The organism is Psychrobacter sp. HII-4, assembly GCF_904846595.1.
GTDB lineage: Bacteria > Pseudomonadota > Gammaproteobacteria > Pseudomonadales > Moraxellaceae > Psychrobacter > Psychrobacter celer.
This window is the reverse complement of the sequence record NZ_CAJHBJ010000001.1, coordinates 47,435-71,313: the sequence shown is the minus strand read 5'-3', so window position 1 is coordinate 71,313 and position 23,879 is coordinate 47,435. Positions and strand designations below refer to the sequence as shown.

The 23,879-nt window shown below is 46.8% G+C and carries 19 protein-coding genes; 10 read left to right on the top strand and 9 right to left on the bottom strand.

What is annotated here, in order from left to right; all coding sequences use genetic code 11:
* Positions 1 to 72: 72 nt before the first annotated feature.
* Positions 73 to 2,742, top strand: coding sequence for a type I DNA topoisomerase (topA, locus tag JMX98_RS00300; protein WP_201583507.1), 2,670 nt, complete (start codon positions 73 to 75; stop codon positions 2,740 to 2,742).
* Positions 2,743 to 2,928: 186 nt separating this feature from the next.
* Here topA and JMX98_RS00295 read toward each other — a convergent pair whose 3' ends face one another.
* Together JMX98_RS00295 and lon are read right to left on the bottom strand one after the other, a co-directional pair.
* Positions 2,929 to 3,486, bottom strand: coding sequence for a superoxide dismutase family protein (locus JMX98_RS00295; protein ID WP_201583506.1), 558 nt, complete (start codon positions 3,484 to 3,486; stop codon positions 2,929 to 2,931).
* A 305-nt stretch (positions 3,487 to 3,791) separates the two neighbouring features.
* A complete protein-coding gene (lon, locus tag JMX98_RS00290) occupies positions 3,792 to 6,167 on the bottom strand; it encodes an endopeptidase La (RefSeq protein WP_413786497.1) in 2,376 nt (791 codons plus the stop codon).
* Positions 6,168 to 6,621: 454 nt separating this feature from the next.
* Here lon and JMX98_RS00285 point away from each other — a divergent pair, with 454 nt between their 5' ends.
* Positions 6,622 to 7,983, top strand: a complete 1,362-nt coding sequence (locus JMX98_RS00285) for a Na+/H+ antiporter family protein (protein ID WP_201583505.1) — start codon at positions 6,622 to 6,624, stop codon at positions 7,981 to 7,983.
* Between the two features lie 101 nt (positions 7,984 to 8,084).
* Here the strand turns inward: JMX98_RS00285 and JMX98_RS00275 are convergent, their stop codons facing one another.
* The gene (locus JMX98_RS00275; protein ID WP_227679894.1) at positions 8,085 to 8,939 is read right to left on the bottom strand and encodes a 5-formyltetrahydrofolate cyclo-ligase; all 855 of its coding nucleotides are present in this window, start codon (positions 8,937 to 8,939) and stop codon (positions 8,085 to 8,087) included.
* A 243-nt stretch (positions 8,940 to 9,182) separates the two neighbouring features.
* Between JMX98_RS00275 and fumC the strand changes: the two genes are divergently transcribed.
* The gene (gene fumC / locus JMX98_RS00270) at positions 9,183 to 10,583 is read left to right on the top strand and encodes a class II fumarate hydratase (protein ID WP_201583504.1); all 1,401 of its coding nucleotides are present in this window, start codon (positions 9,183 to 9,185) and stop codon (positions 10,581 to 10,583) included.
* 79 nt (positions 10,584 to 10,662) lie between these two features.
* Here fumC and JMX98_RS00265 read toward each other — a convergent pair whose 3' ends face one another.
* The 5 genes from JMX98_RS00265 to JMX98_RS00245 form a co-directional block, all read right to left on the bottom strand.
* Positions 10,663 to 11,448 carry a hypothetical protein gene (locus JMX98_RS00265; RefSeq protein WP_201583503.1) on the bottom strand — a complete coding sequence of 262 codons (786 nt, stop codon included), beginning with the start codon at positions 11,446 to 11,448 and terminating at the stop codon, positions 10,663 to 10,665.
* Between the two features lie 91 nt (positions 11,449 to 11,539).
* Positions 11,540 to 12,352 carry a MipA/OmpV family protein gene (locus JMX98_RS00260; protein ID WP_201583501.1) on the bottom strand — a complete coding sequence of 271 codons (813 nt, stop codon included), beginning with the start codon at positions 12,350 to 12,352 and terminating at the stop codon, positions 11,540 to 11,542.
* A gap of 181 nt (positions 12,353 to 12,533) precedes the next feature.
* Positions 12,534 to 13,412: a rhomboid family intramembrane serine protease gene (locus JMX98_RS00255; protein ID WP_201583499.1), complete on the bottom strand. Its 879-nt coding sequence runs from the start codon at positions 13,410 to 13,412 to the stop codon at positions 12,534 to 12,536.
* A 140-nt stretch (positions 13,413 to 13,552) separates the two neighbouring features.
* Positions 13,553 to 14,743, bottom strand: a complete 1,191-nt coding sequence (locus tag JMX98_RS00250; protein ID WP_201583497.1) for an alpha-hydroxy acid oxidase — start codon at positions 14,741 to 14,743, stop codon at positions 13,553 to 13,555.
* A 59-nt stretch (positions 14,744 to 14,802) separates the two neighbouring features.
* Positions 14,803 to 15,156: a glutaredoxin family protein gene (locus JMX98_RS00245; protein ID WP_201583495.1), complete on the bottom strand. Its 354-nt coding sequence runs from the start codon at positions 15,154 to 15,156 to the stop codon at positions 14,803 to 14,805.
* Between the two features lie 276 nt (positions 15,157 to 15,432).
* Here JMX98_RS00245 and mtgA point away from each other — a divergent pair, with 276 nt between their 5' ends.
* From mtgA to JMX98_RS00215, 6 genes are all read left to right on the top strand, one after another.
* Entirely contained in the window at positions 15,433 to 16,122 is a 690-nt protein-coding gene (gene mtgA, locus JMX98_RS00240) for a monofunctional biosynthetic peptidoglycan transglycosylase (RefSeq protein WP_201583493.1), read from the top strand.
* 86 nt (positions 16,123 to 16,208) lie between these two features.
* Entirely contained in the window at positions 16,209 to 18,368 is a 2,160-nt protein-coding gene (gene ppk1 / locus JMX98_RS00235; protein WP_227679942.1) for a polyphosphate kinase 1, read from the top strand.
* A gap of 267 nt (positions 18,369 to 18,635) precedes the next feature.
* Positions 18,636 to 18,824: a hypothetical protein gene (locus JMX98_RS00230; protein ID WP_105243957.1), complete on the top strand. Its 189-nt coding sequence runs from the start codon at positions 18,636 to 18,638 to the stop codon at positions 18,822 to 18,824.
* A gap of 255 nt (positions 18,825 to 19,079) precedes the next feature.
* Entirely contained in the window at positions 19,080 to 19,331 is a 252-nt protein-coding gene (locus JMX98_RS00225; protein ID WP_100749811.1) for a hypothetical protein, read from the top strand.
* Between the two features lie 163 nt (positions 19,332 to 19,494).
* Positions 19,495 to 19,896 (top strand): hypothetical protein, encoded by a 402-nt coding sequence (locus JMX98_RS00220; protein WP_227679890.1) that lies wholly within the window; start codon positions 19,495 to 19,497, stop codon positions 19,894 to 19,896.
* A gap of 71 nt (positions 19,897 to 19,967) precedes the next feature.
* Complete coding sequence (locus tag JMX98_RS00215; protein ID WP_201583492.1) at positions 19,968 to 20,198, top strand: hypothetical protein; 231 nt, start codon at positions 19,968 to 19,970, stop codon at positions 20,196 to 20,198.
* On the opposite strand, the gene JMX98_RS00210 is transcribed toward JMX98_RS00215, so the two are convergent.
* A complete protein-coding gene (locus JMX98_RS00210) occupies positions 20,199 to 20,915 on the bottom strand; it encodes a tRNA-(ms[2]io[6]A)-hydroxylase (protein WP_201583491.1) in 717 nt (238 codons plus the stop codon).
* Positions 20,916 to 21,441: 526 nt separating this feature from the next.
* Between JMX98_RS00210 and JMX98_RS00205 the strand changes: the two genes are divergently transcribed.
* A complete protein-coding gene (locus tag JMX98_RS00205) occupies positions 21,442 to 23,640 on the top strand; it encodes a malate synthase G (RefSeq protein ID WP_201583489.1) in 2,199 nt (732 codons plus the stop codon).
* Positions 23,641 to 23,879: the final 239 nt, after the last annotated feature.

Sequence of the window (23,879 nt, the reverse complement as noted above, 5' to 3'; positions counted from 1 at the left end):
AGCTACCATAAATTGCCATGCTGCTGAATTTAAACCTACTTTTCATCTACTTATATTATGGTGTCGTCACATATGGCAAAAACCACAACCAAAAAAACTCAAGCATCCTCGACCGATAGCTCAAAAAAAGGCAAGTCGTTGGTGATTGTCGAGTCACCCGCCAAAGCAAAAACCATTAATAAATACCTTGGTGATGACTTTATCGTACGCTCAAGTATCGGTCATGTCCGTGATTTGCCCGTTAGTGCCAGTAAAAGTGCAAAAAAGACAACCGCTGCCAAAAAAGATGAGACGCTGAGCAAAGAAGAAAAAGCGCAGCAAGCACTGGTGCGCCGTATGGGTGTCGATCCAGAGCATGACTGGGCGGCCGTCTATGAAGTGCTGCCAAACAAAACCAAAGTCATCAAAGAGCTAAAGGCACTGGCCAAAGACGCTGACAAAATTTATCTGGCCACGGATATGGATAGAGAAGGGGAAGCCATCGCTTGGCACCTAAAAGAAGTCATCGGCGGCCCTGATAGCAAATACCAGCGTGTGGTTTTTAATGAGATTACCAAATCCGCCATTCAAAATGCGTTTAAAGAGCCATCAAAGCTCGATATCGACCGTGTCAACGCCCAGCAAGCGCGGCGCTTTTTAGACCGTGTCGTCGGCTTTATGGTATCGCCGCTGCTATGGCAAAAAATCGCACGTGGTCTGTCGGCGGGGCGTGTGCAGTCGGTTGCGATGCGCTTGGTGGTCGAGCGTGAGCATGAGATTCGCGCTTTTATTCCAGAGGAATACTGGCAGATCCATGCCGATACCCACGTTACTGCTAGTAATGCCAAAAAACCGACAGATGCTGAGCAAAGCTCGATTCGCCTAGAGGCGACCAAACAAGGCGGCAAAACGCTTAAGCTGGCCAATAAAGAGCAGACCGATAAAGTCTTAGCAGTACTCGAAACCAGCGATTTTATCGTCAAAGAGCGTGAAGAAAAACCCACGCAGTCGCGTCCGAGTGCGCCGTTTATTACCTCAACCTTGCAGCAAGCGGCCAGCACACGCTTAGGGTTTTCAGTGAAGAAGACCATGATTTTGGCGCAGCGCCTGTATGAGGCGGGGCACATTACCTATATGCGTACCGACTCGACTTTTTTGTCTGGTGATGCCTTGGCAGCTGTGCGTGGCTATATCGAAAACAGCTATGGCGATAAATATGTGCCAGAAAAACCAAACTTTTATGGCAACAAACAAGGCGCACAAGAGGCGCATGAGGCGATTCGCCCATCTAATGTCCATATGAAATCCACCCAGCTCAAAGGCGTTGAGCGCGATGCCATACGTCTGTACGAGCTGATTTGGCGTCAGTTCGTCGCCTGTCAGATGCTGCCAGCAAAGTATCTATCGGTGAATTTACTTGTGGCGGCAAGCGATGTCGAGCTAAAAGCCCGCGGCCGTACCATGGTGTTTGATGGCTATACCAAAGTCATGCCGCCTGCCAAGACGGACGATACGCTACTGCCTGATGTCAAAAAAGGCGATCAGTTGACCCTAGATAAGCTCGACCCAAGCCAGCACTTTACCAAGCCACCACCGCGCTATACCGAGGCCAGCCTTGTCAAAGAGCTGGAGAAAAAAGGCATCGGCCGTCCATCGACATATGCCTCTATCATCTCCACCATTCAAGACCGCGGCTATGTCAAGCTTGAAAACAAGCGCTTGTTTGCTGAAAAAATGGGCGATATCGTCACCGATAGATTGACCGACAGCTTCCCAGACTTAATGGACTATACCTTTACTGCCGCATTAGAGGACAAGCTAGATCACGTCGCAGAAGGCGATCAAGACTGGAAAGATGTGCTAGATAACTTTTATGGCGACTTTAAAAAGACGCTTGAGCGCGCCAAAGAAAAAGACGGCATGCGCCCCAATGACCCGACCGATGTGCCAGACGTACACTGCGATATATGCTCGCGTCCAATGCAGCTGCGTACCGGCTCGACGGGGGTGTTTTTAGGCTGCACGGGTTATAACTTACCGCCAAAAGAGCGCTGTAAAGGCACTAAGAACCTCATGCCAGTCGAAGCGTTTGCCAGCCTTGACGATGGCGACACAGATGATGAGGCCGCTGAAGTCAAAGACCTGATGGAGAAAAAACGCTGCCCCAAATGTGGTACAGCGATGAACGGCTATATCGTCGATGGCGGCCTTAAACTGCATATCTGCGGTAACAATCCTGACTGCGACGGTTATATCTTAGAAGAAGGTAAGTTTGAAGTCCCAGGCTCAGATGCGCCAACCATTGATTGTGATAAGTGCGATGGACAAATGGAGCTAAAGACCGGACGCTTTGGCCCTTACTTTGCCTGTCAGCAGTGTGACAACACCCGTAAAGTGCTAAAAACCGGTGAAGCTGCACCGCCGCGTATGGATCCGATTCATCTGCCAGAGCTCAAATCAACCAAGCATGATGACTATTTTATCTTGCGTGAAGGCGCTGCAGGCCTGTTCCTCGCCGCCTCAAAGTTCCCAAAAGTGCGAGAAACTCGTGCGCCCAAGCTGGCTGAGCTGCGACCTATCAAGGATAAGATGGAAGATAAATTCCAGTATCTGTTTGACGGGCCAGATGAAGATCCAGATGGCAATCCAACGATACTGCGCTGGTCACGTAAGAAAAAAGAGCAATATATCGGCTCTGAAAAAAACGGCAAAGCCACGCGTTGGGGTGTGTACTGGCGCAATGGCGAGTGGGTTGAGGAGTAATCCATATCAGTCCAAACGATAGCCAATCTTCGATACCGATACAGTGAGCGATCTAATAGCCGCGTATCTGATTTATTTGGATTCGACCATACCTTGCGATGTTAATGCCTATAAAAAAAACCTCTTAGATGCTCTAAGAGGTTTTTTATTAGCAAACGGCTATGTTTTACGACCGAACTACTGCGATTAGGTCTTTTCGATGATACCGCAAGCAACGCGATCGCCTGCATTACCAGCTGGCTGGCTAGTATAATCATCAACCCCACTATGCACGATAAATGCTAAACGGTTAACACTATATTTACCGGCATCAGCAGCGGAGATTTTCTTATTTACAAAGTTGATAGTAGCAACACCATCTTCGTTTGCTGTCAAGTTAGGTAGATCGCCTGCATGGCCATTCATGTCATCAGGGTTTGAGTGCGGTTTATTATCTGGATTAAAGTGGCCGCCTGCTGCTTTACCCATATTGGCACAGCTGCCTGTCTCATGAATATGAAGCGATACGGTCTTACCAGGCTGCAAGTTCATCAGCTTACCATATACCTGTACGCCGCCATCTACTGGACGTAAAAATACTTGTCCGACCTCGTTTTGGTTACCAGCGACGGCTTTGATGGTAGATTTTAGTGCTGGCTGATTGACAGGGTTGCCTGTTTGCATTTGACCTTCGACCGTTTGACAGCCAGTCATGGCAAGAGCCGAACCACATAATAGGGCACTACTAAGCATTAACTTATTCATTATTCTCTCCATTTATATTTATTTGTTGTGATGAATGTCTATTGTTTTCTCAAAGTACTCATGTTTTCTGAGTACTTAAACACTGTACTCAAAAACTGTCCTCAAACACTGCTTAATTACTCAAGCATTGCTTAATGTCGCAATTAGTATAGCCAAGCATTGGGTATAGTTATTCATCAAATGCGCAACAATCGGTTAATAAATGTAAGTATCGTATGGGTTTAAAAAGCATGAGGCAAAAAAGCCGCCCATCATGACGATGAGCGGCTCTTTACTTTGTAAGACGGGATTAGTAACGAATCAGATTAGTTATGCAGCGCTTTACTTGAGGTTTTATCGACCGTTACTTTGGCAGGCTTGAGTGGCACTGGCATACTGACCAGCGCTACTTTTAATATCTCATCAATTGTCGCCACTGGCTGAATGGTCAAGCCTTCTTTGACGTTGTCGGGGATATCAGCTAGGTCGCGCTCATTACTCTCTGGAATCAACACATGTTTGATACCACCGCGATGCGCAGCCAGCAGCTTTTCTTTGAGACCGCCGATGCGTAAGATTTTACCGCGTAAGGTAATCTCGCCTGTCATGGCAATATCCGGGCGAATGGCAATGCCAGTTAAGGCAGAGACCAGCGCTGTGGTCAGCGCACCACCAGCCGATGGACCGTCTTTTGGTGTTGCGCCTTCTGGCATGTGCACGTGGATATCAGTGGTTTTGACGGTCTCGTAGTCGATACCTAGGCTGTCGCCACGCGCCCGTACCACACTCATCGCAGCACGGATCGATTCTTTCATCACGTCACCAAGCGATCCGGTAAAGCTCAGCTCACCTTTGCCTTTCATCGCCACCGCTTCGATGGTCAATAGCTCACCACCGACTTGTGTCCAAGCAAGACCAGTCACGCGGCCGATCTCAGGCTCTTCTTCTGCCAGACCGTAGTCGTACTGATGGACGCCTAGATAATCATCGATGTTTTTGTCATCGACCACCACCAGCTGACGCTCTGCTTTTTTCGGTGCGCGGGCACCATGGGTTTCGACCGAACCACGAACCACTTTACGGCAGATCTTATTGACTTCACGCTCAAGGTTACGCACACCCGCTTCACGCGTATAGCTACGCACGATGCTGTGCAGTGCTGCTTCAACGATTTCAATTTCACCTTCTTTAAGGCCATTATTTTTAATCGCTTTTGGTACAAGGTATTTCTGGGCGATATTGACCTTTTCTTCTTCGGTATAACCCGGTAGACGAATGACTTCCATACGGTCTAAGAGCGCAGGCGGGATATCCATGCTGTTGGCAGTACAGATAAACATCACTTGTGAGAGATCCAAGTCCATATCGAGATAATGGTCGTTAAAGGTATCGTTCTGTGAAGGGTCTAATACTTCAAGTAACGCTGATGCTGGATCACCGCGGAAGTCTTGCGCCATTTTATCGATTTCATCTAATAAGAATAGCGGGTTTTTAACTTCGACCTTCGCCAGTGACTGTACGATTTTACCCGGCATCGCACCGATATAAGTACGGCGATGACCACGGATTTCCGCCTCATCACGGACGCCGCCAAGCGCCATACGGACAAATTTACGACCGGTTGCCCGCGCAATCGACTCACCCAACGAGGTTTTACCAACACCCGGAGGACCTACCAGACACAGAATCGGACCACGAAGCTTTTTCACTCGTGATTGTACGGCGAGATATTCTAAGATGCGATCTTTGACATCTTGCAAGCCGTAATGATCTTCGTCTAAGACGGTTTTGGCTTTGTCTAAATTAATCGAAACTTTGGTCGTCGCATTCCACGGCGTGTCCAAAATCCACTCAATATAGTTGCGCACCACTGATGATTCACTCGATGCAGGCGGCATCATTTTTAGCTTTTTCAACTCTTGCTCTGCTTTTTTGCGCACATCTTCTGGCAAGTCAGCATCTTCTAGACGCTGCTCTAGCTCAGCGACATCATCTTCACCATCGAACGCGCCGTCATTCATCTCTGATAGCTCGTTTTTGATCGCTTTCATCTTCTCGTTTAAGAAGTACTCGCGCTGATTGTCTTCCATTTGCTGACGCACGGCATCTTGGATATCTTGCTCGATATTCTGCTCAGCGCTTTGCTTGACGAGATATTCGGTCAAGGTATTGATATGGGTTTTGATATCGTCTTCTTCTAAAAACGATTGCTTAACCTCAAGATCCATCGACACGCGGGTTGAGATGAAATAGACCAGTTCAAGCAAATCATCGATGCGTTTGGCCACGCGAGTTAGCTCACGCGCATTACGCAGACGAGAATCAGCATAGCCTTCAAACAACGTGGTTAAGGCTTGAATGGTATTTTTTTGCTGGCTCTCATCCATACTGACATCGAGATCAGCACGCTCAAAAGTCGCCATCAAGACGTCGTCTTGGCTGTCTGCATGGTTTTCTATAGCATCAACGCGGGCACGATATTGGCCTTCGATCAGCACCTTGATGCAGTTTTCATCGCTATCATGCGGCATCGTGCTGACGATGCGGCACACCGTACCGTACTGATAGAGGTTATCTTGGTCGATATCTTCGGTCAGCGAGTCTTTTTGTGCGACGACGAGTACTTTATCGCCATATTCTGCTTGCGCAAGCTCCACCGCTTTGACCGACGGCGTGCGACCTACAAATAGGGCAATTTGCATGTGCGGATAGACGACCACATCGCGTAGTGCCAATAGTGGCAAATGATTGTCTGAGCCATTATCGGCAGTGTTTTTATCAACATTTTGTTCATCAGTATCAGGCGTTGCTGCTGACACATCGATGTCGATATTGTCTTTATCAATATTATAGTCAGTCATATATTCATTCCTTATTCACTAAACTTGTTCAGTCAAGTTAGTGTTTCATGATAGATAAATGGTGTTGCTATACAAAATTGCAAGGCTCTATTGCCAACAGAAACGAGGATATTGTCTCTTTATTTGCTCGGTTTTATTTGTCTGCGGGGTTCTGCGCGTGGGTTTTGTGGGCAAAATCAGGTAAAATAGCGCCCGTCTTAGCCGCAATCGGCAGGTAAAGCTATCTATCAGGCAGAGCGGGTAAAATGCAAAAGCGCCATCACAAGGCTAAAAACATAGGGTAAGGGGCGAGAATATGACCATTAATGCGGTGCTACTAGCGGTAGTGATTATGCTTGGGCTGTCACTGGCGCGGGTACACGTGGTACTGAGTTTGCTCATCGGTGCTATAGCGGGCGGCTTGCTCGCCGGTTTAGGTATCACCGCAACTTTAGAAGCCTTTCAAGAAGGCATCCAAAACGGGGCAGGTATTGCCCTCTCTTATGCATTATTAGGTGCTTTTGCGGTAGCGATTGCGCATTCAGGATTGCCGCAGTCACTCGCAGGAACGGTCATCAAGCGTATCGATGCGGGCGGCACCAGCGCGATGATTAAGTATCTGCTGTTTGCAGGCCTAGTGATGATGAGCTGTTTTAGCCAAAACCTAATCCCCATTCATATCGCTTTTATCCCGCTGCTCGTGCCGCCACTATTACTCGCCTTTAATCGTATGCAGATAGATCGCCGTCTGATCGCGTGCCTGTTGACCTTTGGTCTGGTCACCACTTATATGTTTATCCCTTATGGTTTTGGTGATATTTATCTCAATCAGATCATGCTCAAAAACGTTGGAGAAGCGGGTATCGATATTAGCGATATCTCCGTCACTAAGGCAATGGCGATTCCAGCGCTCGGTATGTTTCTTGGCCTTTTGACTGCGGTGTTTATCAGCTATCGTAAGCCGCGTCAGTATCAGCAATTAACGATAGATCAGCAAGCGCATGATGCCGTCGTAGAAGGCGATGCATTAAGTAAAACAGCCGCTGGCGCTAAGACACAAAGTAAGCTCAAAACCCTAGTGGCGCTAGCGGCTATCGTCACCGCCTTTGTGGTGCAGCTGTATACCGACTCGTTGCTGCTCGGCTCGATGTTTGGTTTTGCGGTATTTATGGCGACGGGTGTGGTCAAATGGCGTGAAGCCGATAGCGTGTTTAACGACGGTATCAAGCTGATGGCGATGATTGGCTTTATTATGATTACCGCGCAAGGTTTTGCAGAAGTGATGAAAGCGACAGGGGAGATTGCGCCGCTGATTGATGGTGCGACCAACCTGTTTGCAGGAAATAAAGCGATCGCTGCATTTGTCATGCTAGGCATTGGTTTAGTGGTCACCATGGGTATTGGCTCGTCGTTCTCGACCATTCCGATTGTGGCGGCGATCTATGTACCGCTATGTATGTCACTAGGATTTTCACCACTAGCAACCGTCGCTATTATTGGTACGGCAGGAGCGCTTGGTGATGCTGGCTCGCCCGCGTCCGACTCGACGCTTGGGCCAACGTCTGGTCTAAACGTTGATGGTCAACATGACCATATCAGAGATAGCGTGGTGCCAACATTTATTCATTACAATATACCGCTACTGGCGTTTGGCTGGATTGCAGCGATGGTGCTTTAGTAAATGATTTGAATGATTGGGTTTGATAGGAGAGGCGAGTATAAACAATCACTATACTCGCCTTTTTTCGTTTCTATTAATTGCTCAAACTGCCTATATTTTTAACAATCCTCATCAAAATCCCCTATCTCACCAGTTAAACTAGCCAAAAACGCGTCACTCTGCGCCAATAACTCATTCAAACGCGCCTCATTAATAACGTTTGATAGCTCATCAGAACTAAAGTTTTGTTCTTGACTGTAATAAAGCATTTCCCTAGCGTCATCATTACCTAGTGTTTGTAAGTAGCTATCAACCGTATCGGCGCTAGAGGTTTCTAGTTCAGACTCATCAATATGAGTGGGTTTAAACCACATTAAGCCACTTGGCGTAATCAAACCGTCTAACGGCACATCCCATGGTTGACGCTCAAGCTTATCTACCACTTGAAAGTCGTAGCACCAGCCAATTTTTAGCGGCCTTGAAGCGCCAGACTGATAGCTTCTTCCAAGAGTCGTATCATAAAAACCACCACCCATGCCCATACGATTGCCTTGTTTATCTACCGCTACGAGTGGACAGATGATGACGTCCAGTTCTGTTGCCCATAATAAATGCCGATGTCGGTTTTGCGGCATCCCTAAACGATGAATATAGGTCGGTACGTTGATAAGTTTTGAGTGATAAATGGGCACAAAGCGCAAGCGTTTATCGTCATCTCTTTTATTGTCACGACCGAGCGAGCCGACCACTGGCAGATATGCCCGGTAGCCTGAGCGCCGACACCAGTCCAGTAGCGGCTGAGTAGGAAGCTCACCAAAGCCATCATAATATAAGCCAATACGCGCACGCGGAGGCAAGCGTTGTTGCAATTTAACCAAGTGCAAACTTGCCATGCGTGCGTATTGTCTGCGCTCACCATCTGTTAGTTGGCGGCGCAGGCGAGTAAACTGACGTCTAGGTGGATTGGTTGTCATAATAGTATTTACAGTATTGGTTAAAAAGAGTATTGGTTAAAAAGATATGTGGCGATCAATCACTTTTACTTAGTATCTATTTGTTCAGTGTCTAGTAAGTATAAATACTCGCATCGGCGTGGAGAAATTTATGATAAGCCATGCTATCATAACCTCACTTTACAGCCTATTTTCCTTATGTGCAGCTTTAGTTGCACTTTTTATGATAAACCATTTATTAACTACTAATAAAAGAGGATCGTTATGTCACAAAATCAGGCCACCCGTACCGAAAAAGATACCATGGGCAATGTCGAAGTCCCAGCAGACGCTTATTGGGGCGCGCAAACCCAGCGTAGCCGTGAGAACTTCAAGATTGGTGGTGAGACCTTGCCGCGTCCGATGATTGAAGCGATGGCATTAGTCAAAAAGGCCGCTGCGATTACTAATGCTAGCCTAGAGCGTATCGAAGGCGATAAGCGTGATCTCATCGTACAAGCTGCTGACGAAGTCATCAACGGCGGTCTTACCGATCAGTTTCCATTAGTGGTTTGGCAGACGGGTTCGGGTACACAGTCAAACATGAACATGAACGAAGTGCTTGCTAACCGTGCCAACGAAATCGCAGGCTCTGAGCGTGGCACTTACGCACCGATTCATCCTAACGATCACGTCAATCACGCTCAGTCTACCAATGACAGCTTCCCAACGGCGATTCGTGTGGCGGCTGCGCGTCAGATCAATAGCCTACTTATCCCAGCGGTCAAAGCGCTACGTGATACCTTAGATAAAAAGTCCAAAGAGTTCGATAGCATCGTCAAAATCGGCCGTACGCACTTACAAGACGCCACGCCTTTAACCTTAGGCCAAGAGTTTAGCGGTTACGTCAGCCAGCTTGACCATGCATTGACTCGCATCGACAATGCGCTACAAGGTCTATATGAGTTACCACTAGGCGGCACTGCAGTAGGTACGGGTCTAAACGCTCATCCTGATTATGCGGTAAAAGCAGCTGAGCAATTGGCGACATTGACAGGCTTACCCTTTGTCACTTCACCAAATAAATTTGAAGCACTAGCGGCGCGTGATGCCGAAGTCTTTGCGTCTGGCGCGCTCAAAACCCTAGCAGGTAGCCTCAATAAAATCGCTAACGACGTACGCTGGCTCGCTTCAGGTCCTCGTTGTGGTCTTGGCGAGCTGACCATTCCAGAAAACGAGCCAGGCTCATCTATCATGCCAGGTAAAGTAAACCCAACGCAGTCAGAAGCAATGACCATGGTTGTGGCGCAAGTGATGGGTAACGACACGACTATCAGCATGGCGGGCGCGTCAGGTAACTTTGAGCTAAATGTGTATAAGCCAGTGATCGCATTTAACTTGTTGCAATCTATCAAACTACTGGGCGATGCGTGCAACAGCTTTAACGACAACTGCGCCGTCGGTATTGAGCCAGTCAAAGAAAAAATCGATGACTTCTTGCATAATTCGCTCATGCTTGTGACGGCATTGAACCGTCATGTCGGTTATGAAAATGCAGCGAAAATCGCTAAGACCGCGTATAAAGAAAACAAAACGCTCAAGCAAGTCGCCGTTGAGCTTGATCTAATGAGTGAAGCGCAGTTCGATGAGTGGGTCACTCCTGCTGATATGGTACATCCTAAGTAAGTTATCTAATAGTTTTTAGAATAGTAAAAAGACCTTGTCATGTGGCAAGGTCTTTTTTTAACAGTATTATTTAGATGGACTATTGATCATAACGTTCACAACATTTTTTACCGTAATCTTCCATGACAGCGCCTGTTAATCCTTGCTGTGCAAAAGAATGAGCAATGCCTGCCTTAAACTCTTGACCTTTATAACGTAAAATCAAACGTGAGAATTTTGCATTGTTTTTTGATAATGAGCCATCAGTTTTTATCAGTTTAAAAGAATAGTCTTCTTTTTTTACTATATGAGCTCTTAATAAGCTTTCAAATACTTTACCGCAAAAAATGACATAATCTCTATCTGTTTTAATAATAGTATCTAATAAGAGTTCTATGTAAGGTTGCAACGCTTCGTGAGTCATCAAATCAGTTTTAAATGAGCTTGAACCAAACGGAACCAGCTCGAGCTGTAGTTTGTCATCTATGACGCACTGTAAGTTGACGAACTCATCATCAGAGCTTAAATTCAAGGCATTAAAGGGGCGAATAAAGTGAACTTGTTTAGTATCAAATATTGATTTACGTCTGTTCTTCAGAGATTTACCGTAGTGATTTTCACCAAAGTGCTGATAATACATAACGTAGTCTGTAAAATCTTGAAATTTTAACTCACCTTGATATGTTGCATCTAAGTTATCGTTTTGTTTAGGCATAAGGTGCACTAAAACGAACTTGGCATTGAGATCACCAAAAAAATACTCAGGATATTCGTTATGGTTCATGTGCATGCCTGTTATTCGTGTTAACGCTTTAGCCCGCTCAATTTTTCCGCTACTGTGAAATTCATCAAAATCGCGTTTTATTACACTTAATAAGTCAGCCATCTTCTCTCCTTTTATCATGTCACTTAACAAAAAGCTGGGCTAAAAGCCCAGCCTACGTCAAATATCGTAACTGAAGTTTTAACATCAATCCCTAAAACTTATAAAGCAAACCAAGCGTCGTCGTAGCATCAGTACGCGAGTTGACCATTGGGCTGTCTTTTTGCTCATTTGGCAGATAGCTTAAGCTTTGGTTGGCAAAACCTGCCCAGCGCTCATTGAAGTCATAGTTGGCACTGATATTGATATAAGGGTTTAAGCTTGAGTTTGATTTATAAGCGGCGACGCCTGTCTTGGCAGATTCTTCTTCACTAACGCCATAATAATACTCGTTGTAATCTGCATCATGATACTCAAAACCTATGCTCGGATAGACGGTGAGCTTATTCTTAGTGATACGCGCCAGATAGGTTAAGCGGGCAGTATTACCACCACTACGGTCTAAAACGTCAGTAGCGGCTTGAATACGAAAACCGCCAACTGGCGTACGACGTAAATACGTCAAACCTGCCGCTGCCGAGGCCTTACGTTCATCTAGTCCTTGTAGCGTGCCGCGGGCATCATCAGGGTCAAACTCGCTACCAGACAGCTGCGCGTATGCCGAGAGCTGATTGGTACCATCATTGATGAGATAAGCACCAGCTTGAGCGCCGCGCGCATAGACTCTGTTGTTGTCATAAAACACGCCTGGCAGCACGCGTATATCAGTGCTGTCTTCCATATCATAGGCTGGATTGACGGCCATGACGTTGACGCCGACGCTAAGTACCGCGTCTGGATCGGTCGGTAAGTTGTTTTTAAAAATCGCGGCATGAGACATGCTGGCGACACCCAGTAAGGCAGTAGCTGCCAAAGCGTTAAAGGTCATACGTGTAGCGACATGGGGTAGCGCAGATACATTAGACATGGTTTTTTTCTCATCAGTAGTTGGACTAGTAAATGGTGAAACAATTAAACAATATCGTCAAAATTTGAGCAAATAAAGATAAGCAAGATAAGTAAAAAAGTGCTGGTGAATAAATTGCACAAGCTGGTTGGCACGCAGGCTGTTATCAACACTATTGATAGTGACGAATAGCCACGACGCGCTACTCAATGGCGGCGAGCACTTGTAGTAGCTGCTGATGCATGTCTTGCCACCAGTAGGCAAAGCCAACACTCATGACGAGCATCACAATCCAAGGGAGCAGCTGCCATAGTATCGCAGGGTTTTTCGCCTTATTTGAGTCAGCAGGGTGATGACTATTATGATTATTATGATAGTTATTATACCCTGTATGCTGCTGATAAGTGGGATGGATGTGCAAGCTTGCATCAAAGGGCGGGTTTATCTGTGTGACATTGGCACGCTGACGATAGGCAATGGCAAAGGCCAGTGCAATCACCAAACCTGTCACCGCACCGCCGATATGACCAGCATTGTCGATACCAGGGACAGCAAAACCATAGACCAAATTGATACCCATAATAAATATCAAACTTTTGAGATTAAGGACAAGGCCGTTGACTGAGATTTTGAATAAGGCGGCGATGAGTAACGCCGCCCCGATACCCATGATGCCACCAGAGGCACCTGCCGATATGCCAGGCTGTCCCGTGCCATCTAAAATCCCTTGCCAAGTGATATAGTTATTGAGTAAGTTGCCACCGATGGCCGCCAATAAAAACAACGCCAAAAACTTTGCGGAGCCAAACATCGGCTCGGCCACTTGACCGAAAAAATACATCGCAAACCCATTAAACAATAGATGCATCAAACCAATATGCAAAAACGCACTACTGAGCAGCCGCCATGGGTCGTCAGTCATGGTAAAGGGCAGCGCATTGGCGCCCCATTTAAGCAAATCCTCAGTCGAGGGGTTATTGGCATCGACGCCTGTCAGCACCTGCAGGAGAAACAGCCCAATAAAGCTGATTAACAGTAAGGTGGTCACAGGTGCTGTCTTTAACAGTTGTTGTATGGTCATAAGCGCCAGTTTTATTGACAAGTTATAAATAGAATAAATAAGCAGTAGAGATAACGATAAATAAAGCACAAAGACGATGCGTAGAGCAAGTCGTTTGCCAGCGTGCCCGTTTGTCAAACGGCGCTTGTATCAAAAGCCAATCAGCCATCATGGCTCACTTTGAGGTTTTCGTGCGTGCCTTTTACCAAGATGTCTTTTGCGACTGTGTTGATATCGGTATGACCACAAAATGCCATACTAATATCGCACTCGTTATAGATAAGCTCAAGCGCGCGGCGCACACCATCTTCGCCATAAGCGCCTAGCCCATAAAGAAAAGCGCGGCCAATCATCGTGCCTTTTGCGCCCAAGGCGATGGCTTTTAGGACGTCTTGACCTGAGCGAATCCCGCTATCGAGCCACACCTCGATGTCGCTGTTTTCGGCATGGACTGCCTGTACGATGTCAGAGAGGGCAGAGATAGAAGACAGCGCCCCGTCCAACTGACGACCACCATGGTTGGAGACGACCAGTGCATCGGCACCGCTACGGGCGGCGAGTATCGCATCTTCAGGCTCCATGATACCCTTTATAATCAGCTTACCGCCCCACATGTCTTTGATACGCGCCACATCGTCCCAGCTAAGACGCGGATCAAACTGCTCTGCCGTCCAAGCAGAGAGTGATGACAGATCCTCAACATTTTGTGCATGACCGACGATATTACCAAACGTGCGACGTTTGGTGCCGAGCATATTCATGCACCACTGCGGCTTGGTCATTAGGTTTAGGATATTGGTCAGTGTCGGTTTGGGCGGGGCAGAAAGTCCATTTTTGATGTCTTTGTGACGTTGTCCAAGCACTTGTAAGTCGGCGGTTAAGATAAGTGCTGAGCAATTGGCTTCTTTGGCACGGCGAATCAGATTGGCCATAAAGTCTTGATCGCGCATGACGTACAGCTGAAACCAAAACGGCTTACTGGTGTGGGCGGCGACATCTTCAATAGAGCAGATGCTCATGGTCGACAACGAAAACGGCACGCCGAATTTTTCCGCGGCGCGTGCGGCATGTATCTCACCATCGGCCCACATCATGCCAGTAAAGCCTGTCGGCGCGATGGCGACTGGCATCTTGACCGGCTCGCCGATCATCTGTGTCGCCAGACTGCGGTTATCCATATCGACCAATACGCGCTGGCGCAGCTTGATACGGTCAAAGTCAGTCTCGTTATTACGATAGGTGGTCTCAGTCCACGAGCCTGAATCGACATAGTCATAGAACATACGCGGCACTTTACGCTCAGCGACGCGGCGCAGATCTTCAATCTCAGTCACTTTTTTTAATTCAGTCATTTTTTTAACTCCAGCAATTTTTTAATGTTGAGTGTGAGGCGTTTATAGATGTTTTATTATTATGGCAAGCTGTCTTGCGACGGCGCAGACATAAATAACTGCTGCAAATCCAGCACCGAAAACGGATAATTTAAGCGTGCTGTCGGTGTGATTATCACAGGAATGGTAGTGGCAAATGTCATCATCAGCGGCTCATCGAAGTCGGCAATATCGACATACTGATAGGTCAGCCGCTGTACGGTTTGAAACTGCGCGATGACTTGTTCAGCGACATCACACAGATGGCAGCCTGTGGTGCCAAGTAGCCACCAGTTATCGATATTTTCACTAGTGTCAAGGCTAGGGTTGGCGGCTACTATGCGTGCCCGCAGCTCTGCTATATCCTGCTCTGCTATATTATTATCATAATCCATGTTTATACTCGTGCTCTATTGTTTATATCTAACGTTCTACTGCTGGCGCTTGTTTTTATGTGGGTGGCAACCGCTTCGTTTATTTGGATGGGTCATAAAAAAAGCTTATTGTAAAAAGCTTATATTGCATTGTGCTACTGACATGATAAAGAAATGGGGTAAATAATGACAGCGATTATGAGATTAGGTAAGATGACCTGCTATTTGAGTTAACTGCTTGGGCTGTTTTTGGATAAGCGGCTACCTTTTATCTTTTCAATCACTTGGATATCGCGCATGGCAAGTTTTGGCACATTTATCAAACGAGTATTTTTGGCGTTCATGTTGTTGGTCGTGGTTTTTCATGTTTTGGTCGCAGGGCTATTATTGATTTGGAAAACCCAGCCCATTAACAACAGCATGTTTATGCTGACCCATCGTCTGACCGGCGGCGAGGTCACCCAAGAGTGGGTAGAATATGATCAAATTGCCAAGTCCGCCAAGCAAGCAGCGATCGTCAGTGAAGACTCGACTTTCAGTCAGCATAATGGCTTCGACATTAAAGGCATAAAAGAGGCGCAAAAGAAAAATGAAGCGTCAGGAAAAACGACAGCTGGCGGCTCGACCATCACGCAGCAGTTGGCCAAAAACCTGTTTTTGACCGCGCATCGCTCCTATATTCGGAAAGGCGAAGAGGCGATTATCACCGTGATGATAGAGACGTTGTGGGACAAACAGCGTATCTTGACCGCTTATCTTAACGTGGCTGAGTTTGGCGATGGTATTTACGGTATCGAGGCGGCTGCACATCACTATTTTAATAAAACTGCGGCCAATCTCAACCGTGACGAGTCCGCGCTGCTCATCAGTATGCTGACCAATCCAAAATACTATGAAAACAACCAAGGTGATAGACGGCTACGTAACAAACAGCGTATCATCAAAAAACGCATGAAAAATGCAGTCTTACCACAATCAGCATCATGACGTATCGAGAAGGCAAAAGGAGTAGGGACGTGGCAGATACCAAAAGCAATGATAAGCAGCATCAGACTGACAATAGCGCCGCCGTGATGAGCATAAACGATGGGGCGCATGGGAAAAAAGACGATGATCTCGTCCACATCGCATGGCAGCGGTTTGAAGATGGCAGTTATTCACCCAGCAGTTATATCAATCGCGACCTGTCTTTGTTGCAGTTTCATCTGCGTGTGTTAGCGCAGGCAGCCAGTCCGCGCCATCCGCTACTCGAGCGCTTGTTTTTTTTGATTATTTTTTCATCAAATATCGATGAGTTTTTTGAGATACGTGTCGCTGGTATTATGCAAAAACTCAATATCGGTGATGTGTCGACCAGCGCGCACGGTATGCGGCCCAGTGAAGTGCTCAATGATATCTCTGCTGTAGCGCATGAAGCCATCGCTGAGCAGTATCGCATTCTCAATGAAGACATCTTGCCTGCGCTGGCCAAAGAAGACATCCGTTATCTCAAACGCGATGAGCTAAATAGCGAGCAGTCGGCATGGATGAAGCGCTATTTTACCGAACAAGTCTCGCCTGTACTGACGCCGATTAGTATTGATCCTGCCCACCCGTTTCCGCGTTTGGTCAATAAAAGCCTCAACTTTATCGCTACCCTAGAGGGCAAAGATGCCTTTGGTCGTGATATCAATCTCGCCATCGTTCCCGCGCCGCGCAGTCTCCCACGCGTCATACGCTTACCTGATGAGCTGACTGGCGGCAAAGAGCATCACGTCATGCTATCGGCCATTATTCATGAGCATATTGGCGAGCTGTTTCCGGGGATGAATGTCACCGGCTGTCATCAGTTTCGACTGACGCGTAATGCGGACTTAGACCTAGCGGACGATGTCGAGGATATCGCCAAAGCGTTAGAGGGTGAGCTTGAAAACCGCCGCTTCGGTGATAAGGTGCGCCTTGAGGTCACCACCGACTGCCCAACGCCCATCAGCGACTATCTGCTCAATGAGTTTGAGCTGCACGACAATCAGCTGTACCGTGTCAACGGGCCGGTCAACCTCACGCGCTTATTGTTCGATTTTAATATACCAGCGCTGCGCTATCAGCCCTTTACGCAAGCGATACCCAAGGCGTTTCGCCGCGAAGAAAAAAAGCTGGACAAAACCAGTAGCATGTTTGCTGCCATGCGCAAAAGCGATGTACTGGTGCATCACCCTTTTCATTCATTCTCGCCTGTCGTCAACCTATTATGGCAAGCTGCCAATGACCCAAAAGTTTTGGCAATCAAGCAAACGCTGTACCGCTCAGGCACCAATTCAGAAATCGTCAAAGCGCTGGCCGCTGCTGCTCGAAATGGCAAAGAAGTCACTGCCGTCATCGAGTTGCGCGCCCGTTTTGATGAAGCCTCAAACATCGCAGTCGCCAATTATCTACAAGAAGCAGGGGCGGTGGTGGTGTATGGCATCGTCGGCTACAAAACCCATGCCAAACTGATGCTAATCATACGCCGCGAGGATGATCGCATTCGCCGCTATGTACACCTAGGGACAGGTAACTACCATGCCGCCAATGCTAAGGTCTATACCGACTACGGCTTGTTTACCGCCGATCCTGATATCTCAGAAGACGTGCACAAGATATTCCAGGAGCTAACGGGTATGGGCAAGCCTGCCAATCTCAAAAAACTACTGCATGCGCCCTTTACCTTGCATGATAAGTTGATGAGCTTTATCGATGATGAGATCGCTCACGCAAAGGCAGGCAAACGTGCTCATATCATGGTCAAGGTCAATGCTCTGACGGAGCGTCGCCTGATCGCCAAGCTCTATGACGCCTCTCAAGCAGGGGTAAAAATCGAGCTGATTTTGCGCTCAATGTGCTGTTTGCGTCCACAGGTCAAAGGTTTGTCGGAAAACATCACGGTACGCTCGGTGATTGGCCGGTTTTTAGAGCACACGCGCATTTACTATTTTTATAATAACGGTGATGAGCGTCTGTATTGTGGTAGTGCCGACTGGATGGATCGTAACTTGTTTCACCGCGTCGAAGTGGCGTTTCCGATTGAAGATAAAAAACTGTTTCAGCAGATATATCAAGATGGCTTGATTAACTACTTACAAGACAATACCCAAGCGTGGACACTCAATGGCGACGGCGTCTGGCAGCAACTACAGCCCACTGCTGGTACGCCGCCACATGCTGCCCAAGAGCATTTATTAACGCTCATCAACGGGGTAGAGGCGTCGTCTTAACAGCCCTCTAATACTGACTCAAACCAAACGTTGGCTATACTGGCGTTTGGTTTTTTTTGTGGGTGCATTTGGGTACTGTTATTTACATGCTGCTGGAAGGAAGTTACAAACTGTCTTGTAACCTCACATTTATTCACACATTGATACCGCAGCACACTGGTGTCTGGCCGAGCCTTGTTTCTATAATAAAAATACACTCAATCATAAAAGCATAGAACGTAGAACGTAAAAGCCAATCATAAAAACATAGGAAAAAAGGAAGCATCTATGAGTAATCACGATACGACGCCTGATAATTCTGATACAAAATCAGACATCAAAAAAGCAGCCGAACAGGCAGACAGTCAAAAGATTCAGCAAAACCTCAAAGAAGACAAGAGAGTCGATGCGCCTGAACAGCTAAGCGAAGAAGAGCAAACCGCCTTTATCGAAGAGGATTTACGTACCGATAAATAAAAGGATAACAAATAAAAGGATAACAAATAATAGGATAAATAGTTACTCCACTTATTAGGACGTGTCCTCATTTTAAAAATGGTGATAAAAATGAAATAAGTCGCCGTCAAACAAGGAAGATAGCGCAGGTAATATCGAGATATTAGTTAGCTATTTGACAGCGTTTGGCTAGATTTGGCCATTTTTAGCCCATTTAGATGACTATCGATTGAATTGAGGACACGTCCACGCCAATACATACGTGAGGGATATAGCATGTCAGACAATACACGCCCAAATAATGAAGAAGCAGTACCGATCCACGACCCTGCCATCAAACAGCCAGACAACCCAAAAGGCAGCTATGAAGGCCGAAAGTACCAGCCAAACATAGATGGGCCAGAACAAGCCTCACAGGAGACAGACGAGGTCTATGTCGACCCGCGCAAAGAAGAAAACCTACCTGATGGCGGCAAAAACGTGGCTGATCTCAATGCTCATGATTTGAGCCAAAAAGGCAACGAATAATTCGTTGTCAATGTAGGTTGGACCCATATAAGCTATTGTAAGACGTAAGGTCGAGGGTTGAGCACGTTATTTCGTAGCCATGTAAAAGAAGTACTACGAACATGAAGTACTACGAATATCAAGTATTAATGAAAAAAATAACGATAAAAAAGACAAGGATAAGATGATGCAAACCAAAGATCCAGCATTAACCAAAACGCCCATAGATAATCATAAAGATCATAAAGATGCGCTTGGTCGCCACGATATGAGCAATAATGGCAAAAAACATGATATCGAAAATCATGAGACTGAAGAGAACACGACAGAGAATAAAGGCACAGATACCTTTGAAGAGGGCATCGTAGAGACAGAGCATGTCAATGATGGTGATAACCCTGCGCGCCAGCCAGATCGACGCGATCAAGAAGGTACTGCGTTTGATGATAACGTCAATGAAAGGACCGTCGGTAGCGAAGCACCTGATAGCCATAAGATTAACGATAAAAATCGCTATGCCACTGTCGATAATGCCCAGACACGGGTGCTAAATCCTGACGAAAAAGATCATAAAAAAGACAGATAGTTTTTTTATGATCTAGGGCACATCCTTCATTCACTTGATTTACTTTCATCTTTCTATCATAAGGAAATGCTATGAATAATCCCAATGATCACTCATTAAAACCAGCAGAGACAGCGCGATCGCCAAGACACCAGCAGCATGAACTAAAAGATGCTGACGATAATGACGGTATCGTGCCTGATGATGCGCTGCAAAAAGTCAATCCTGCGGCTGCAGAGCGTGTCACAGATGATCACGACCCGCATCACGTCGCCAAAGACCATAAGCAGTATGATAGCCCGCTGATGGAAGATGATAAATAGTTAAGCGGGCGAGCCACTATGGAACCGTAGCTCGGCATCAGGGCTGATGATAAGCTCTGCTTCTACTTCTCTAAAAAACGCCACTCGCTCATCGATAGCCTCTATCGATAGTGACTGTGCCAATGCCAAATAATCCTCAAAATGACGACTCTCTGATTTGAGCAAATAGCGATAGTATTTTGCCAATCGCTCATCATCAATCACCTCAGCCAATGCTGCAAAGCGCTCACAGGAGCGCGCTTCGATAAACGCGCCGATGATCAGCACGTCAATCATTGCCGCAGGCTCATAAGTGCGCTTATGCTTGAGCATGCCTTTGGCATAGCGCCCCGCACTTAAGTACCGCCATTCTTGACCGCGCTCATTCATGATACCCAGCACTTGCTCATAGTGCAGCATCTCCTCACGTATCAGCTGTGCCAATTTACGCTGCAAATCATAAGAAAACTCATAGCGAAACAGTAGGTTCATCGCGGTGCCAGCGGCTTTTTTTTCGCAGTTGGCATGATCTTGAATGATCAAAGGTAGGTCAGCGATAGCGGCGGCTACCCAATCTGGCGTGGTACGTGCGCCCAAAAAACCATAAACCGCAGATAAGTCTACTTTGTTCGGTGTGCGCAGCTGCGAGATATCTACACTGTCTTCTTCTGTACTGCGTTCTACTGTAGTGTCGTCATTTATAGCATGGGAATTGGTTGGCATGGTCGGTTTACTCATAGTCTGTGTCATGGTCAAAAAGTATTAGATAAGATAAAAGGTTGTTTTACAGGTTTGGGTTTGCCGCCTGAGCTTATTAAGTATTAACTATCGTTTTTATACAGAGCTGACTATATAAAAGCTTAAGAAAACGATTACCACGATTTGAGGATAAACAGCCTTAGCGCTGATAGGCTGTAGGGTATCATTATTATACAACCCCAATATTTACTTGGTGAATGGTGTTTTCTTGTTTATTTCTTTATTTGATAGTAGGATGATATTTTGTTTAGGCGGCATTTTGTTTGATGACTCAATAAAGGAGCGATCAAGGAGCGATGAGCGCCCGTTCGAGATGGCAAACATTATAACAACTGCCAGCGCGATATAAAGCAGATATCACTATCGACGAAAAGGCACAGCCATCACGCAGATCACCCGCTCATATCAAGGACGCGCCATTTTAGAGAAATGCACGCCATCTACTACTGCTATAGTGGTAGCAACTTCGTAGGTACACCCATCACAGATAGATAAGGATAACAGCATGAGCCAATCTTCTAACGCCAATCGGATTCAAAAAGGTATTCTTGCCATCGACCAGCAGTTGTATGACTTTATCGAAAACGAAGTGCTGCCAAAAGTCGGTGTGGACTCAGACAGTTATTGGTCAGGTTTTGAAAAAGTCATCAAAGAGTTCACGCCGCGCAACAAAGCGCTGCTTGCGACTCGTGACAGCATTCAAGCGCAAATCGATCAATGGCATCTAGACAATCCTACCAAAGAAGGTGAGATTGACTTCCCAGCTTACAAGGCTTTTTTGCAAGAAATTGGCTATTTGTTACCAGAAGGCGATGACTTTACGGTAAGCACCCAAAACGTCGATGACGAGATTGCTCATATTGCTGGTCCACAGCTAGTCGTCCCCGTACGCAACGCGCGCTATGCGCTAAATGCCACCAACGCCCGTTGGGGCAGCTTGTACGATGCTTTATATGGCACCGATGTCATCAGCGATGAAAATGGTCAAGAAGCAGGCAGCAGCTATAATCCCACGCGCGGCGCGGCCGTTGTCGCTTATGCCAAAGCCTTTTTGGACGAGCATTTTGCGCTAGCCTCAGGCTCTTATACAGATGTCACAGGTTTTAAAGTCGTCGATGGCAAGCTGGAAGTCAAGCTGGGCGATAGTAGCACTGAGCTAAAAGACGCCGAAAAATTCGTCGGTTATGTCGGCGAGGCAGATAGCCCCTCTGGTATTTTGCTCAAAAACAATGGCCTACACGCAGAGATTCAAATCGATGCCAGTCATCCAGTAGGTAAAGATGACCCAGCAAACATCAAAGACGTACTATTAGAGTCCGCCATTACCGCGATTCAAGACTGCGAAGACTCAATCGCTGCGGTCGATGCCGAAGAAAAAGTCGAAGTGTATCGCAACTGGCTAGGTTTGATGAATGGCGATTTGCAAGAGACGTTTGAAAAAGGTGGTAAAACCCGCACCCGTAAGCAAAACCCAGATCGTGAGTACACCACACCAGAGGGCGGCACACTGATCTTACCCGGTCGCTCACTGCTTTTGATTCGTAACGTTGGTCACTTGATGCAAAACCCAGCGATTTTGGTCGATTTGGGCAATGGTCAAGAGCAAATCTTTGAAGGCTTGATGGATGGATTGATCACACCGCTGTTGACGCTAAACGATCTAAAAGGCAAAAACGCGCTATCAAACTCACGCAAAGGCTCGATGTATATCGTCAAGCCAAAAATGCATGGCCCTGATGAAGTCAAAATGGCCAATGATTTGTTTAATGCGGTAGAGGATTTGCTCGGTCTAGAGCGCCATACGCTCAAGATAGGTATCATGGATGAAGAGCGCCGCATGACGGTAAACCTAAAAGAAGCCATCCGCCAAGCCAAAGAGCGCGTTATCTTTATTAATACCGGCTTCTTGGATCGTACAGGCGACGAGATGCATACCAGTATGAATGCTGGCCCATTTGTACCAAAAGGCGAGATGAAGTCGCAAGCATGGCAGCCCGCCTATGAGCAGTGGAACGTCGATATCGGCCTAGAAACTGGCCTGCAGGGTGTGGCGCAGATTGGTAAAGGGATGTGGGCCAAGCCTGATGAGATGAAAGAGATGCTAGAGACTAAGGCAGCGCATCCAAAATCTGGTGCCAGTACCGCTTGGGTACCATCACCGACAGGCGCCACCTTGCATAGCATGCATTATCATCAAGTCAATGTCGCCGAGGTACAAGACAGCCTAAAATCACGCGAGCGTGCTAGCCTAGACGATATCTTGACCATTCCATTGGCCAAAGACACCAACTGGACAGAGGAAGAGAAGCAGCAAGAGCTGGACAACAACGCGCAGGGTATCTTAGGGTACGTGGTACGCTGGGTAAACCAAGGCGTCGGCTGCTCAAAAGTGCCTGACATCAACGATGTGGGCCTGATGGAAGACCGTGCGACTTTGCGTATCTCAAGCCAGCATATCGCCAACTGGTTGCATCACGGTGTGGTCAGCGAGCAGCAAGTCATGGATACCATGAAGCGTATGGCGAAGATCGTCGATGAGCAAAATGCCGGCGACAGTAGCTATCAGCCTATGGCAAACAACTTTGAGCAGTCTTATGCCTTTAAAGCGGCCTGTGACCTCGTCTTTAAAGGACGCGAGCAGCCAAGCGGCTATACTGAGCCACTATTGCACCAAGCACGCTTGGATCTAAAAGCCAACGTCTAAGCCAGTGTGCATCGCTATCCCATAAATCGGCATAAAAGCTGTGTCGATGCATGTATATATCGCTACATGGCTATATTGACCCGGTGTCGATAGTAGATAGCGATAATGCTGTTTCGCTTATAAGCGCTACTTATCAGTGAATAAGTAGCGCTTTGTTTTTGTACACAATACAATGGGCATAATCGAATGGTTTGTCATAAAACTTACGATAAACCATTGGTATTTAAGCGCATTGTATA

What these genes read in the sequence shown, in the direction of transcription:
- mtgA (WP_201583493.1), top strand. Translation starts at nt 15,433, where the DNA reads ATGGCAAGTTTTGGCACATTTATCAAACGAGTATTTTTGGCGTTCATG.
- ppk1 (WP_227679942.1), top strand. Translation starts at nt 16,209, where the DNA reads ATGAGCATAAACGATGGGGCGCATGGGAAAAAAGACGATGATCTCGTC.
- JMX98_RS00230 (WP_105243957.1), top strand. Translation starts at nt 18,636, where the DNA reads ATGAGTAATCACGATACGACGCCTGATAATTCTGATACAAAATCAGAC.
- JMX98_RS00210 (WP_201583491.1), bottom strand. Translation starts at nt 20,915, where the DNA reads ATGAGTAAACCGACCATGCCAACCAATTCCCATGCTATAAATGACGAC.
- JMX98_RS00205 (WP_201583489.1), top strand. Translation starts at nt 21,442, where the DNA reads ATGAGCCAATCTTCTAACGCCAATCGGATTCAAAAAGGTATTCTTGCC.
- JMX98_RS00285 (WP_201583505.1), top strand. Translation starts at nt 6,622, where the DNA reads ATGACCATTAATGCGGTGCTACTAGCGGTAGTGATTATGCTTGGGCTG.
- JMX98_RS00250 (WP_201583497.1), bottom strand. Translation starts at nt 14,743, where the DNA reads ATGACTGAATTAAAAAAAGTGACTGAGATTGAAGATCTGCGCCGCGTC.
- JMX98_RS00220 (WP_227679890.1), top strand. Translation starts at nt 19,495, where the DNA reads ATGATGCAAACCAAAGATCCAGCATTAACCAAAACGCCCATAGATAAT.
- JMX98_RS00245 (WP_201583495.1), bottom strand. Translation starts at nt 15,156, where the DNA reads ATGGATTATGATAATAATATAGCAGAGCAGGATATAGCAGAGCTGCGG.
- JMX98_RS00265 (WP_201583503.1), bottom strand. Translation starts at nt 11,448, where the DNA reads ATGGCTGACTTATTAAGTGTAATAAAACGCGATTTTGATGAATTTCAC.
- JMX98_RS00225 (WP_100749811.1), top strand. Translation starts at nt 19,080, where the DNA reads ATGTCAGACAATACACGCCCAAATAATGAAGAAGCAGTACCGATCCAC.
- JMX98_RS00275 (WP_227679894.1), bottom strand. Translation starts at nt 8,939, where the DNA reads ATGACAACCAATCCACCTAGACGTCAGTTTACTCGCCTGCGCCGCCAA.
- topA (WP_201583507.1), top strand. Translation starts at nt 73, where the DNA reads ATGGCAAAAACCACAACCAAAAAAACTCAAGCATCCTCGACCGATAGC.
- JMX98_RS00260 (WP_201583501.1), bottom strand. Translation starts at nt 12,352, where the DNA reads ATGTCTAATGTATCTGCGCTACCCCATGTCGCTACACGTATGACCTTT.
- JMX98_RS00295 (WP_201583506.1), bottom strand. Translation starts at nt 3,486, where the DNA reads ATGAATAAGTTAATGCTTAGTAGTGCCCTATTATGTGGTTCGGCTCTT.
- JMX98_RS00255 (WP_201583499.1), bottom strand. Translation starts at nt 13,412, where the DNA reads ATGACCATACAACAACTGTTAAAGACAGCACCTGTGACCACCTTACTG.
- fumC (WP_201583504.1), top strand. Translation starts at nt 9,183, where the DNA reads ATGTCACAAAATCAGGCCACCCGTACCGAAAAAGATACCATGGGCAAT.
- JMX98_RS00215 (WP_201583492.1), top strand. Translation starts at nt 19,968, where the DNA reads ATGAATAATCCCAATGATCACTCATTAAAACCAGCAGAGACAGCGCGA.
- lon (WP_413786497.1), bottom strand. Translation starts at nt 6,167, where the DNA reads ATGCAAATTGCCCTATTTGTAGGTCGCACGCCGTCGGTCAAAGCGGTG.